The sequence below is a fragment of the Testudinibacter crocodili genome (assembly GCF_006228025.1).
In the GTDB taxonomy this organism is placed as follows: Bacteria; Pseudomonadota; Gammaproteobacteria; order Enterobacterales; family Pasteurellaceae; genus Chelonobacter.
In genome coordinates, this window is record NZ_VDHF01000112.1 from 1 (window position 1) to 14655 (window position 14655).

The 14655-nt window shown below is 44.7% G+C and carries 11 protein-coding genes and 1 rRNA gene; 6 read left to right on the forward strand and 6 right to left on the reverse strand.

Going from position 1 to position 14655, the window contains the following annotated elements; translation table 11 throughout:
- Positions 1–193 precede the first annotated feature (193 nt).
- A 5S ribosomal RNA gene (rrf, locus tag FHQ23_RS11110) occupies positions 194–309 on the forward strand.
- Positions 310–425: 116 nt separating this feature from the next.
- On the opposite strand, the gene FHQ23_RS11115 is transcribed toward rrf, so the two are convergent.
- Positions 426–1241 carry a shikimate 5-dehydrogenase gene (locus tag FHQ23_RS11115; protein ID WP_139614381.1) on the reverse strand — a complete coding sequence of 272 codons (816 nt, stop codon included), beginning with the start codon at positions 1239–1241 and terminating at the stop codon, positions 426–428.
- Between the two features lie 139 nt (positions 1242–1380).
- Positions 1381–3084, reverse strand: a complete 1704-nt coding sequence (gene dld, locus FHQ23_RS11120) for a D-lactate dehydrogenase (RefSeq protein WP_139614382.1) — start codon at positions 3082–3084, stop codon at positions 1381–1383.
- 373 nt (positions 3085–3457) lie between these two features.
- On the opposite strand from dld, the gene ilvG reads away from it, so the two are divergent.
- The 4 genes from ilvG (at position 3458) to ilvA (ending at position 8859) form a co-directional block, all read left to right on the forward strand.
- Positions 3458–5113: an acetolactate synthase 2 catalytic subunit gene (ilvG, locus tag FHQ23_RS11125; RefSeq protein WP_139614383.1), complete on the forward strand. Its 1656-nt coding sequence runs from the start codon at positions 3458–3460 to the stop codon at positions 5111–5113.
- A 52-nt stretch (positions 5114–5165) separates the two neighbouring features.
- Positions 5166–5390: an acetolactate synthase 2 small subunit gene (gene ilvM, locus FHQ23_RS11130; protein ID WP_139614384.1), complete on the forward strand. Its 225-nt coding sequence runs from the start codon at positions 5166–5168 to the stop codon at positions 5388–5390.
- 79 nt (positions 5391–5469) lie between these two features.
- On the forward strand, positions 5470–7311 hold the full coding sequence (gene ilvD / locus FHQ23_RS11135; RefSeq protein ID WP_139614385.1) for a dihydroxy-acid dehydratase: 1842 nt from the start codon (positions 5470–5472) through the stop codon (positions 7309–7311).
- A gap of 15 nt (positions 7312–7326) precedes the next feature.
- Entirely contained in the window at positions 7327–8859 is a 1533-nt protein-coding gene (ilvA, locus tag FHQ23_RS11140) for a threonine ammonia-lyase, biosynthetic (protein ID WP_139614386.1), read from the forward strand.
- A 27-nt stretch (positions 8860–8886) separates the two neighbouring features.
- Here ilvA and mak read toward each other — a convergent pair whose 3' ends face one another.
- Genes mak through FHQ23_RS11160 form a run of 4 tightly spaced genes read right to left on the reverse strand, consistent with a single transcriptional unit; the run spans position 8887 to position 13637 of the window.
- Positions 8887–9789 carry a fructokinase gene (gene mak, locus FHQ23_RS11145; protein ID WP_139614387.1) on the reverse strand — a complete coding sequence of 301 codons (903 nt, stop codon included), beginning with the start codon at positions 9787–9789 and terminating at the stop codon, positions 8887–8889.
- Between the two features lie 29 nt (positions 9790–9818).
- Positions 9819–11666, reverse strand: coding sequence for a TRAP transporter large permease (locus FHQ23_RS11150; protein WP_139614388.1), 1848 nt, complete (start codon positions 11664–11666; stop codon positions 9819–9821).
- Positions 11667–11726: 60 nt separating this feature from the next.
- On the reverse strand, positions 11727–12713 hold the full coding sequence (locus FHQ23_RS11155) for a sialic acid TRAP transporter substrate-binding protein SiaP (protein ID WP_139614389.1): 987 nt from the start codon (positions 12711–12713) through the stop codon (positions 11727–11729).
- A 48-nt stretch (positions 12714–12761) separates the two neighbouring features.
- Entirely contained in the window at positions 12762–13637 is an 876-nt protein-coding gene (locus FHQ23_RS11160) for an N-acetylneuraminate lyase (RefSeq protein WP_139614390.1), read from the reverse strand.
- Between the two features lie 226 nt (positions 13638–13863).
- On the opposite strand from FHQ23_RS11160, the gene FHQ23_RS11165 reads away from it, so the two are divergent.
- On the forward strand, positions 13864–14568 hold the full coding sequence (locus tag FHQ23_RS11165) for a GntR family transcriptional regulator (RefSeq protein ID WP_139614391.1): 705 nt from the start codon (positions 13864–13866) through the stop codon (positions 14566–14568).
- Positions 14569–14655 lie beyond the last annotated feature (87 nt).

Consider the following 14655-nt stretch of genomic DNA (forward strand, 5'->3'; position numbering starts at 1 on the left):
AAAGACAAAGACAAAGATAAAGCTCGAAGAGTTTAAATCAGATTAGCTTGTGGCCAATCAGATGACGGAGGACGGAAGACAGATGACAGTCGTAGAAGAAAGCGAGTGTTGTGGGTTGGAGGTGGTCATCGAGAGTATCGTGAAGAGAACAAAGAAATAGAATAAAAGAGACAAGAGAATCAAGCCGAATTATTCCGGCGGCGATAGTGCAGTAGACCCACCTGAACCCATGCCGAACTCAGAAGTGAAATGCTGTAATGCCGATGGTAGTGTGGGGTCTCCCCATGTGAGAGTAGGACACCGCCGGATTTTACTGAATACAGTACAACGACCCTTAGCAGCGATGCTAAGGGTTTTTTGTTTGCGCTATTTTGGGAAAGTGCAAGTGAATTCAAAGTACGGTTGACCGCACTTTGAGTTTTGGATTAAGCATGGGCTCTGGCAAAGGCGCTGGCTTCAGCGATTAATTCCTCGTCGGGTCTTTTGCCGGTATAAAGCTCAAACTGTTCTACTGCCTGCAACACAATCACTTCTGCTCCAGAAATTGTTTGCTTTCCCAGTTTTTGTGCGGTAGTGATTAATGGAGTTTCCGCCGGCAATGCTACCACATCAAAAGCGGTGGTCGCTTGTTCGATCATTGCCAAGGGAAAGGAAAGCTCGGTTGCCTCTTTGCCCCCCGTCATTCCAATTGGGGTGACGTTGACGATAATATCTGCTTTCGCCTGCTTGAGGCTAGCCATATATTGATAACCATACAATTCGGCTAATTGCTTGCCGGTTTGCGGATTTCTGGAGCATACGCTGAGCATTTTGAAGCCGGCGTCTTTAAATGCGGCGACTACTGCTTTCGCCATACCACCACTGCCATGTACGATTACACTGGATTTTGGGTTAAGCTGATATTTTTCGATCAGTTTGGCGATCGCAATATAATCAGTGTTATAGGCTTTTAAATAACCGTTGTCATTGACAATGGTGTTGACCGAATCAATCGCTTTGGCGGAGGCGGAGAGTTCATCTAAAAACGCAATACAACTCTCCTTAAACGGCATGGAGACCGCGCAACCGCGAATGCCCAAGGCGCGCACGCCTTTTACGGCATGCTCAATATCTTGGGTGGTAAAAGCTTTATAGATGAAATTCAAGCCTAGCTTCTGGTAAAGGTAGTTGTGGAATAGGGTGCCAAAATTACCGGGTCTGCCGGAAAGCGACATGCAGAGCTGGGTATCTTTATTAATCATAAGCGTCTCCTTGTTGACATTGTTTTCAGTATAATTGTAAATGTTGTTGGTAGATTTGATCTGAGTCGTTTTTTTGATAAAAAACTGAAACGATTCAGTTTGAGTTAAAAGTGCGGTCAGTCAAAACCGCACTTTAGATCTATTGCCAATTCTTTAATTTAGATGTTTTGCCTATGCCCGGATTAAAACTATTGGTCGGATCCAGATCGCGATAGAATTTTTTGAGCTCTGGTTTGGCATGATAAAGATGACCGACATTGTGTTCCGCCGGATATTGTGCGCCACGTCGATCAAGCAATTCCAGCATTTCTTCTTCCAATGCGGTCGGGTCAGTTCCTTTTTTGGCAATATAATCCTGATGGAATACATGGCACATAAAATGCCCATAATACAGTTTATGAATAAATTTTTGATCAAGTTCAGCAGGCAAGGTTTCAAACCATTCGCGATCATTGCGGCGCAGCGCCACATCCAGCGCGACAATATCTTCAACCGTTTTGTGATTAATAATCCGATAACGGACGGCGGCACCGGCAACCGCAAAACGGTGCAGCATCGCCGCTTGCGATTCTTGTGGATTGCAAACAAAAAAGTCACCGCTATGTTCGGAAAAATAGGAGTTTAGAAATGTTTTGGCTTCTTCAATACCGTTTCCGGCCATTTTCAGAATTAAATGATGCTCATAGCGATCGCGATATTCCAACATTCTTTTCGGTAAATGTTGCGGTAAAATTTTACTGAAAAGCTGTAACATTTTGTCGGAAATATGTTTTGGTAGAAAAGAAATCTGACCGCAGATTTGATCAACTTTATTTTTCAAACTGAATAATTTGGGTAAGTTATCAGTGCCCAATTTTTTGATTGCCCAAAACGTATCTTTGCCATAAACCGTTGCCACATCAAAGGCTTCGCGATGAATATATTCACCTGAGACCGGCAGAGATTGGAATTGCGTTAAAATATGACGGCGAATGTCATCCAGTTCGGCGGTTTGGTTGCTGCCGATATAGAAAACCTGCGTATTTTTTTCCAATGGAAAAGTGTCTAAACGCACCGCAAACACCATCAATTTTCCGGCGCAGCCGGAGGCTTCGTGCAAACGGCGAGGGTCGGCGTTGAAGCGTGCGGCGCTGTCAGCATCCACTTGGCGAACGTGCTCGCAATACTGGTGATCGTGTCCATGGCGGTTGTCGTTTTGGATATCGGATTCCAAATAACGTTTCTGTTCCAGACGCGATAAAATCTCTTCGGGATCGTCACCTAATTCGATACCCAAATGGTTGACAAGGCACAGTTCGCCATCGCTGTCAATTTGCGCAAACAGCGCCATTTCAGTATAAGCCGGACCACGTTGCACCAATGCGCCACCAGAATTATTGCAGATTCCGCCCAGCACTGAAGCGCCCAAGCAAGAAGATCCAATTACAGAGTGGGCTTCGCGTCCATGTTTCAGCAATTCGGCTTCTAATTTAAACAGCGTGCTACCGGGTAGGCAGATGACTTGCTCGGCTTGATTTATCAGTTGAATTTGATCGATTCGCAGGGTATTGATGATCACGATATCGCGATCGTAGTCATTGCCGTCAGGGGTGGAGCCGCCGGTTAGTCCGGTATTGGCAGCTTGGGTGATCACAATTACATCGGCGTTCACACAGGCTTGTAAAATGCGCCACTGTTCGATTAAAGAGGCAGGAATCGCCACCGCTAATGCTTGGCCTTTGCCGAAACGAAAACCTTGTCGATAGGGCAAAGTGCGGTTCGGTTCTGTCAGCAGGTGTTTTTCACCAACGATTTTCTTAAGTTGTTGGATTAAAGTACTTTGTTTTTGATTATAGGACGCCATACGATTTTCCTTAATTTTTGACAAATAAGCCGCTTTAGTCTATACCGTTTGTTCCAAAATATAAACAAACATCAACAGACCCTAGATTTGGGCATAAATTGAAAAAAGGTTTTGCAGTGCTAGAAAAATATGGTATTTATGTAACCAGATGAATGAATTTAGAGCAGATTGGTATAATCAATGCAGCAAAAAAGGCAAGTAAGCCGAATTATTAGCACTCTTCTCGGGTTGGTGATTATTATCACCGACAGCGAGCGGTGTTGCTAATTGGTCTGTACCAGTCTGTTATCAGTAAACCCTCGCTAACCGGTGAGGGTTTTTTTGTGGTTTTGAAAATGGTTTATTAATTCAAAGTGCGGTAAATGGGGAAGAAATGAACGGAGCGAGATTAGTCACAGAGAGTTTGAAAGCGCATCAGGTCGAGGTGATTTTCGGTTATCCTGGCGGCGCGATTATGCCGGTATATGATGCGATTTACGATTCAGGGTTGGATCATTTACTGTGCCGTAACGAGCAGGGCGCGGCAATGGCAGCGATTGGCTATGCCCGTTCCAGCAAAAAAGTGGGGGTGTGCATTGCTACGTCAGGGCCGGGTGCTACTAATTTGATTACCGGTTTGGCAGACGCACTGTTGGACTCGGTGCCGATTGTAGCGATTACCGGGCAAGTGGCAACGCCGTTTATCGGCACCGATGCGTTTCAAGAAATTGATGTCTTAGGTTTATCGCTGGCGTGTACCAAGCAAAGTTTTATCGTGCAAAATATTGAAGAGTTGCCGCTGATTTTGGCACAGGCTTTCCAAGTGGCGCTAAGCGGTCGCCCTGGTCCGGTGCTGGTCGATATTCCAAAAGACGTGCAATTTGCACCAACAACGGCACAGCCAATCGTGTTGCCGCTAGAGCAAGCAGCAGATCAATTAGACGAACATCTACAACAAGCAAAGACATTATTGCAACAAGCCAAACGCCCGGTTTTATATATCGGTGGCGGCGTTGGTATGGCAAGTGCGGTTGTGGCATTGCGGAACTTTTTGCAAACAACCCAAATTCCTTCGATTTCTACCATCAAAGGCTTGGGTGCCATTCCAGGCGACACCCCGTATTATATGGGCATGGTGGGCATGCACGGTACTAAAGCAGCAAATTATGCGGTGCAGGAGAGTGATTTATTGCTAGTGTTTGGTGCGCGGTTCGATGATCGGGTGACCGGCAAATTAGATACTTTTGCGCCGCACGCGAAAGTGATCCATGCGGATATTGATCCGGCAGAAATCAATAAATTACGCCAAGCGGATGTAGTATTGCGTGGCGATTTAAACCAAGCTTTTCAAGGTTTGTGCTGTGAATTAGATATTGCACCTTGGCGGCAGGATATTCAGCGTTTAATTCAGGATTTTCCATTCGTCTATCCGCCGAATGTCGGGCAAGCCACCATTCACCCTTGGACATTATTGAAAACGCTATCGACAATGCAACCACAAAGTGCGGTGATCACCACTGATGTTGGGCAGCACCAAATGTGGTCGGCACAACATATGCAGCACAACCAACCGGAAAATTATCTCACTTCGGCAGGTTTGGGCACCATGGGCTTTGGTTTGCCAGCGGCGGTCGGGGCACAAAAAGCACGTCCGAACGACTGTGTGATTTTGGTCAGCGGCGACGGCTCGTTTATGATGAATGTGCAGGAACTGGGCTCGATTAAGCGTGGTAAACTGCCGATTAAAATCTTATTGTTGGATAACCAGCGTTTGGGCATGGTGCGACAGTGGCAGTCACTGTTTTTCCATGGGCGCCACAGCGAAACCATTTTAGATGACAACCCGGATTTTGTGACCTTGGCTGCAGCTTTTGGTATTCAAGGTGAGCGGATCGAACATGGCTACCAGGTGCAAGAGGCGTTACAGCGCCTGCTTGGCAGCGAAGGTGCCTATCTGCTGCATGTTTGCATCGATTCCGATGAAAATGTCTGGCCGTTGGTACCGCCGGGGGCAAGCAATGAAACGATGTTGGAAGATATTGGCGTATAAGCTAAAGTGCGGTTTGAATCAACCGTTTGTTTGAATCAGTGAAGAGAGAAACATGAAACAGTATCAGTTGACCCTACAAGCCCAGTGGCGACCGGAAGTGTTGGAACGGGTGTTGCGTGTGGTGCGCCACCGTGGCTATCGCGTAAGCCAATTGCAAATGACATCAAGCGCCGAACACATCAGCTTGAATTTCAGCGTCAGCAGCGAGCGTTCGATTGAAGCGTTAGTCAGCCAGTTAAGCAAGTTGTTTGATGTGCAAAGCGTTGTGGTTTTATAAGTTGAAAGTGCGGTTCGGGCGGATAGTTAATCCGTCTCTACAATAATACAAATTTGAGTGATTAAATAGAGGAAAAAAGATGCCTAAATTACGTTCGGCGACCAGCACCCAAGGTCGCAATATGGCGGGGGCGCGTGCGTTGTGGCGTGCGACCGGAGTGAAAGATCAGGATTTCGGCAAACCGATTATTGCGGTGGTCAATTCCTTCACCCAGTTTGTGCCCGGTCATGTGCACTTAAAAGATATGGGGCAATTGGTGGCGCGTGAAATTGAAGCCGCTGGCGGCATTGCCAAAGAGTTCAACACCATTGCGGTGGATGACGGTATTGCGATGGGGCACGGCGGCATGCTTTACTCACTGCCGTCACGGGAGCTGATTGCGGATTCGGTCGAGTATATGGTGAACGCCCATTGTGCCGATGCGATGGTGTGTATTTCCAACTGTGACAAAATCACTCCGGGCATGTTGATGGCGTCGCTGCGTTTGAATATCCCGACTATTTTTGTTTCCGGCGGACCGATGGAAGCCGGCAAAACCAAATTGTCCGACAAATTGATCAAGTTAGATTTGGTTGATGCCATGATCCAAAGTGCCGATCCGAAAGTCAGTGATGCCGACAGTGAAGCGATTGAACGTTCCGCCTGTCCGACGTGCGGCTCTTGCTCCGGCATGTTCACCGCCAACTCGATGAACTGCCTGACCGAAGCCTTAGGCTTGAGTTTGCCGGGTAACGGTTCATGCTTGGCAACCCATGCGGATCGCAAACAACTGTTCCTGCAAGCCGGCACACAAATTTTAGCACTGTGCAAACGTTACTACGAACAAGACGACGACAGTGTACTGCCACGTTCGATTGCGACTAAAGCGGCGTTTGACAATGCCATGAGCTTGGATATTGCAATGGGCGGCTCGACCAACACCGTGTTGCATCTGTTAGCCGCGGCACAGGAAGCCGAAGTGGATTTCAATATGGATGATATTGACCGCCTGTCTCGTATTGTGCCGTGCCTGAGCAAAGTGGCGCCGAATACCAATAAATACCATATGGAAGATGTGCACCGTGCTGGCGGAGTAATGGGTATTCTGGGCGAATTAGATCGCGCCGGTCTGTTGAACAACCAAACCCGCACCGTGTTGGGCTATTCAATGTTGGAACAACTGGATCGCTATGACATTATCCGCACCGATGATGAAAAAGTGCGGTCCTTCTTCCGTGCCGGTCCTGCCGGCATCCGCACCACTGAAGCATTTTCGCAAGATTGTCGTTGGGATTCACTGGACGATGACCGCACTTCCGGTTGTATCCGCAATAAAGCGCATGCTTACAGCCAAGACGGCGGCTTAGCCATGTTGTCCGGTAATTTGGCGGAGAATGGCTGTATCGTCAAAACTGCTGGTGTTGATGAATCGATTCTAAAATTCCAAGGCAAGGCAAAAGTATTCGAAAGCCAAGATGATGCGGTGGCAGCGATTTTGGGCGGTAAAATTGTTGCCGGCGATGTGGTGGTGATCCGCTACGAAGGACCGAAAGGGGGGCCGGGGATGCAGGAAATGCTGTATCCGACCAGCTACCTGAAATCGATGGGTTTGGGCAAACAATGTGCATTGTTGACTGATGGACGTTTTTCCGGCGGTACCTCTGGATTGTCGATCGGACATGTTTCACCGGAAGCGGCAAACGGCGGCACAATTGGTTTGGTGCAAGACGGTGATGTGATATCAATTGATATCCCACAGCGTAAAATCGAATTATTGGTAGCCGACAGCGTATTACGTGGGCGTCGTGCCGAGCAGGAAAAACGGGGGTGGAAACCGAAAAACCGCCAACGTCAGGTTTCGTTAGCCTTAAAAGCCTATGCGATGTTGGCGACCAGTGCCGACAAAGGCGCAGTGCGTGATCGCAGTAAATTGCAGGATTGACGGTAGGATCGGATTATGACACTTTCAGCACAACCGAACGGCAGTGAATACTTAAGAGCGGTGTTGACCTCCAATATTTATGATGTCGTAGAGGTCACGCCACTGCAAAAAATGGCAAAATTATCCGAGCGGTTTGACAATGCCATTTATATCAAACGTGAAGATCGCCAGCCGGTCAACAGCTTCAAAATTCGTGGTGCTTACGCCATGATTACAGGATTGAATGAGGCACAAAAAGCCGCCGGGGTGATTGCCGCCTCGGCCGGCAACCACGCGCAAGGCGTGGCGCTTTCGGCAAAAAAATTGGGTTTGAAAGCGCTGATCGTGATGCCGCAAAATACGCCCTCGATTAAAGTCGATGCGGTGCGCGGTTTCGGCGGCGAAGTGCTGCTGCACGGTGCCAATTTTGACGAAGCCAAAACCAAAGCAATTGAGCTGTCACACAGCAAAAATATGACCTTTATTCCACCGTTTGACCATCCAGCGGTGATTGCCGGACAAGGTTCGTTGGCGATGGAGTTGATTCAGCAATCGCAACATATCGACCGTATTTTTGTGCCGGTCGGTGGTGGCGGTTTGGCTGCCGGGGTCGCGGTGTTGATCAAACAGCTAATGCCGGAAGTGAAAGTGATCGGGGTGGAATCAAAAGATTCTGCCTGTTTGCAAGCCGCACTGGCAGCCGGCGAACCGGTGGATTTGGAGCGGGTCGGACTGTTTGCCGACGGCGTGGCGGTCAAGCGGATTGGTGACGAAACTTTTCGGGTTTGCCAACGCTATTTAGACGAGGTGATCACGGTTGACAGCGATGAAATCTGCGCAGCGGTGAAAGATATTTTTGAAAATGTGCGTGCGATCTCTGAACCGTCGGGCGCGTTGTCGCTGGCGGGGCTGAAAAAATATGTCAAGCTGCACAACATTCAAGGCGAAACGCTGATCAATATTTTGTCGGGGGCAAATCTGAATTTCCACAGCCTGCGCTATGTGTCGGAACGTTGTGAAATCGGCGAAAAACATGAAGCGTTGCTGGCGGTGACGATTCCGGAACAAAAGGGCAGCTTCCTTAAATTTTGCCATCTGTTGGGCGATCGGGCGGTGACCGAGTTTAACTACCGTTATGCCGACAACCAGCAAGCCGGTATTTTCGTCGGGGTGCGGGTTAGCGGTGGCGAAGCCGAGAAGCAGGAGATCATCGGACAACTGCGTGTGAACGGCTATGATGTCAACGATCTGTCCGATGATGAGGTCGCAAAAACCCATATCCGTTATATGATCGGCGGACACAGCACCAGCTCGCAACGTGAGCGATTGTACAGCTTTGTATTCCCTGAACAGAAAGGCGCACTGGTCAAATTCCTGCAAACCTTGGGCACACAGTGGAATATCTCGTTGTTCCATTACCGCAACCACGGCGCGGATTACGGCGATATTCTCTGTGCTTTCCAACTGAGCGAAGCCACCGAACAGGTGTTCCAACACCATTTAGAAGAATTGGGCTACGCCTATCAGGATATTACCGATTCGGATTCGTATCAGTATTTTTTGAAGTAACCGTACTTTTGTATAATTAAGGAGCGGCTATGCCCAAAGCCAAGCTGCTCCTCTTACACCACTAGAATCGCCGTGTTGCGCAGCTTTAATCGGAGTCGAACATTCACCGCCAAAGACGAATTCGCTAATAAGCAACGGTAAATTCTGATATAAGCGTTGAATATTTGATACACCACCAGCTAGAACAACCACATCTGGATCGAGTAAATTGATAGTTGACGCAATCGCTTTAGCAAGCCGTATTTCATAAGTGCTTAGGACTTGTTCTGCTACAGAATCGCCCAATTTTGCTAATGTAGCAATCTCTTCTCCTTGTAGTTGCTGATTGCTTTGGCGAAAATATTCCGCACAAAGAGCTGTGCCGGAAACAAAATGCTCAATACAACCTTGTCGTCCACAATAGCAGCGTTGAGAATAACTGATGGCTTGCTCATTTTCGTCTTGCCAAGGTAAAGGATTATGCCCCCATTCTCCACCAAGACCGTTCAACCCGATATGTGGTTTACCGTTAATGACTAGGCCAGCTCCGGCACCGGTGCCTAAAATTAATGCTAATACGACCTGTTTACCAGAAGCTGAGCCATCAATCGCTTCTGATACAGCCATGCAATTGGCATCATTAGCGATTTTTATCTCTCTGCCTAGCAAGGCAGAGAGGTCGTTTTGTAGATCATGTCCGTTTAATACGGTAATATTAGAATTTTTGACTAAACCGCTCATAGGGGAAATGATTCCAGGTATACCAATTCCTATACTGGCTTGTTGTCCAATTTCTGCCTCGGTACAGGCAATTAATTGTATTAGGTTGTCTAATAGTATCTGGTATGATTGTTTTGGGGTTGCAATTCGTTTTTTGAATCTCACTTCTCCTGTGTTTAAAAGCACAATAATTTCAATTTTTGTACCGCCGACATCAATACCTATTTTCATATTATGTTCCTGTCTTGTTTGCCTTTGTATTAAGGCATAATTAAGTTAGGAATAAAAGTGATAATTTGTGGGAAGAGAGTAATTAAAACCAGTGTAATAAAAATTGGTATTAAAAACGGAATTACACCTTTTGTTACAGTACTAACCGACATATTCCCTACTCGTGAAACTACAAACAGTGCCATACCCATCGGCGGCGTTAAAATACCAATCATCATATTTAAGGTCGTCATTACCCCAAAGAAGATCAGATCAATATTAAAATAAACGGCAATTGGGATTAGCATTGGCAACACTAAAAACTGTAATGCTAGTGCGTCAATAAACATACCTAAAAACAGTAGGAGTAGATTGATCATCAACAGAACCATAAGCGGAGAATCCGCAAATGCCATAAAACTGTTAGCGATTTTCATGGCGACTTGCTCACGCGCGATCATATCGCCGAAAAAGGTCACGGTCATAACCATTAGACTAGTTACACCGGTGATGGCGATAGTTTCTACAAAACTTTTAAACAATAATGCGATACTGAGTTCTTTATAAACAAGCATGCCAATAACAATGGCATAAAAAGCAGAAATAACGGCAGCTTCGGTTGGGGTAAATAAGCCGGAGAAGATACCTCCAATAATTAAAACCGGGGTTAAAACAGCCCATTTTGCTTCTTTAAATGCCGTACAACGATGTGCTAAATTTGCCTTTGGTGTCCGTTTGTAATTCCTTTTTTTCGAAATATAATAATTCATGATCATGAGTGCAATGGTAATTAATACTCCGGGCACAAATCCGGCGATAAATAATTTTGCAATCGATTGATTGGCAATCACCCCATAAATAATCATTGTCAGGCTTGGTGGAACAAGTGGTCCGATAATACAAGAGGCTGCAGTAATCCCGCCACAAACATCATCATCATAACCAGCGTCGCGCATAGATTTGATTTCGAGTTGCCCTAAGCCACCAGCATCAGCCAATGCCGAGCCGGACATACCGGAAAAGATTAAGCTTGCACCGATATTGACGTGTCCCATACCACCGCGATAATGCCCTAATAAAGATTTGGCAAAATTAAAGATACGTGTGGTAATACCGCCGGAATTCATTAATACCCCGGTGAGAATAAAAAAAGGTACACTGAGTAGTGGAAAGCTGTTAAGAGCATCAACTAACTTGGCAGAGGCAGAATTAACAATTCCCCATCTTGTCATTGAGAAATAGAGCAAGCTGGCAATAAACAACGACCAGCCGACGGGGGTGCCGCAAAACATAATAAATAGCCAAACTACAAGCGCAATATAAACGGCATTATTGCCAAGTTTAATATAATTTGAGATGCGTAATACCTGAAATAAATCAGGATTTAAAAAATAAATACAGGCTAGAGTAATACAGGTAATGATAAAAAATGACAATGGAATATAACTGAGCTTATTTTGATAGTTTTCATATTGTGCCTGTAAAAAACGAATAAACATCAAGCAAGCAATAAAAGGGAGGGAGGCATATAACCATTTTTCGCTGATGCCTAATGCAACTAACTCAAATGATGAACTAAAAAACTGCTTAAAGCCCAAATGGATAAAGAAAAGCACGGCTATAAAGATCACTAATTGCACAAATGAAAAGATAAACTTACGTATTTTGGCGGGCATAATATTAGTGATAAAATCAATATAAACATGTTGTTGCGAACGAATCGCCATGCTGATTCCAATCATGCCGACATAGATAAACAGAACTCTTGCCAGTTCTTCACTCCAAATTAGCGGTGAGTCCACGATTTGTCGGAAGAAAATTTGTAGTAGCAAAATAAAAAATATCGCTAAAAATAATACACCACCAATATACTCTTCTAAGCGATTAAATATTTTCATACATACTCCCAAGATAACAAAGTGAAGCCTTAGGTTTTTAAATCTCAGGCTTTTATCGTACTATTGCGTCAATTGATTGATTTGTTCGATAGCCTGCTGCCCAATTTTGCCGTTCTTTTTAATATATTCATCATAATACGGTAGCATAACGGCTTTAAATGGCGCTAAATCAGGATAGGTTACTTCGACTCCTTGGGATTCGAAAAAGCCGATTAACTCTTTTTCGCCATTAAAAAAGAGAGATGAATGGTAATCTGCCGCAGCTTGAGCGGCCTGTTGAACCACGGCTTGCAAATCTTGCGGTAATTCATTCCACGTATCATTACCGACTAAATAGAGCTGATCATTCAAGATGTGATTTGTCATCGCTAAATATTTCTGCACTTCATAAAATTTTTGCGCTTGAACGGTAGAAAGTGGATTTTCTTGCCCATCAACGGAGTTGGTTTGCAAGGCAAGATAGACTTCGGCAAATGACATCGGTGTTGGTGAGGCACCGACATATTTTGCATAGGCTAAATTTGTGGCTGCGTTCGGCACGCGTAATTTAAGCCCTTTCATATCTGCGAGATTACGTATAGGACGATTTGATGTCGTTTGTCGCGTACCGTTATAAGCATCGGCAAGAATAGTAATATTTAAATCGTGATTAATTTTATTGATTAATTGTTGCCCGAATGGGGTTTCAAACAGGGCTTTTTTGGCAATATCGAAATTTGGAATCATATAGGGGAGTGCGAAAACTTCAGCTTCAGGGTAAAACACTTGAAAGCGTGCCGACTCGCCAAAGGTGAAATCCAATGCACCATCACCTATCTGTTTTATCATGGAACGATCATCACCCAGTTGTGCACTAGGGTAGAGTGAAATCTCAATTTTGCCACCGGATTTTTCATTAACTGCTTTGGCGAAGAATTCAGCGGCTTTATATTCATTTGCACTTGGACCGGCAACAAGTCCCATTTTAAAATCATAGTCGGCAGCTTGAGCAGAGCAAGCTAGTGCAAGTGTTACGCCTGCAGTAAATAATGGTTTGCTAAATCTCATTTGGAATACTCCTATTGGGTAAAAGTATGGTTCAATTTGTGAAATCGATTAACAAAGTGCGGTTTCAATCAATTTATCGAGCTTGAGTTGGTTTTCTTTTGTCAGTCTATTCATCGGGCGGCGGCAAGTATCATTTTCTATAATGCCCTTTGCTTTGAGTAGATATTTTAACGATGGAATTACCCCCCCTTCGATTAGGGTATCAATCACGATATTGGCTTCGCGTTGTAATGCTGCTGTTCTATCAACTTGATTGCTGTTCATGGCTTTGAATAATTCAACAATACGTTGTGCCTGCACGTTGTAAGTTGAACCGATGCCGCCTTTTGCACCCGCAACTAAGCCAGAAGCTAAAATTTCATCAAAACCGTTATAGACGATTTTATCTGGATTTTGCCGAGTAATCTGTTCCATTTGATATAAATTGGCAGACGTTTGTTTTAATGCAATCACGCCATCAAGATTGAGCAGCTGGGCAATTTGGTCGCCACTCAAATTAACACCGGCAAAGGCTGGAAAATTATAGACGACCATCGGCTTACCGCACTTTTGGATAATATCGGTGTAGTGATTTTTCAGCTGCTCGAAACCGACAGGATAATAAAACGGCGTGACAGCCGACACCGCATCATACCGCAGGTTTGTGACGGCTTTGGCTAACATTTCACTTTTTCGGGTGGAAATATCGCCGATATGTGCAATCAGTTTTTTCTCTTTCGTTGCTTTATCGGCGGCAATTTCTAATAACCGAATTCGTTCATCGGTAGAGCATAAAAATGCTTCGGCAGTTGAGCCGCCGACATATAAACCATCTAAATCAGAGCGGCAATTAAATTCAATCAATTTGCCCAAATCCTCAGTATTTAGCGTTTCATCAGAATTGAAGGGAGTGAGTGTTGCAACATATAAACCAGAAAGATCCATTGAAAGCTCCTTTTACAGTTGATAAATCGAGATTATGTTTCCTTTATGCCTGGTGTGCATATTATGCTATCATACCAGAATGCGGTCTGTGATGATGATCACAGATAGAATAAAAAGATCTAATTAGGTATAATCAATTGCACGATTTTGAGTGAAAATCGCATCAGGTAGCCTCGTGCTATAGCCCCTTTGAACTTCATCAGACGAACGAAATGAGAGGAAAATAATGTCTGCCTTTGAAAATGGCATGTTAAAGCCACTTAAAAAGAAAAAACTCTCTGAGCATATTTATGACGAAATAGAGCGTTTGATTGTCACCGATGAGCTTAAGGAAGGTGAGGCATTACCTTCTGAACGTGATTTAATGGAAATTTTCGGCGTTGGGCGACCTTCAGTGCGTGAGGCATTACAAAAGCTTGAGCAAAAAGGGTTGGTCGAAATTAAAAGTGGCGAAAAAACGAGGGTAACGCGCCCTTGTACCGAAACTGTAATTAATAATATATCTGGCATTGCGATTGGGGTTTTGACTCAGCAGAATGAACGTATTCAATTAGAAAAAATTCGTCAGTTATTTGAGATTGCCGTGGTGAGAGAGGCTGCAAGAGTACGTACGGCAGAGGATCTTAAGCAGTTACAGTTGGCACTGGCAAATAATAAAGTACAATTAAGTAATTATGATGGTTTTATTGAAACCGATGTACGGTTTCATCTTGCGATTCTTGGATGCTTACATAATCCCATGGCTTTACAGATGTACAGTACCTTTATTGATTGGTTGATTAAAGCTAGATCAAAAGAGAAATTTATTGAATTGCACGAACAAAGCTATATCCACCATTGCTGTATTTACCAAGCGATTGAAGCCGGCTTGCCTGATAAAGCAGAACAATATATGCGGCAGCATTTGCAGTATGTGATGGATAACACATAATAAATCAATAAGTAAAAATACCAAACTTTAATAAGTTATAAATAGGCTATATCTATCAGGATATTACCGATTCGTATCAGTATTTTT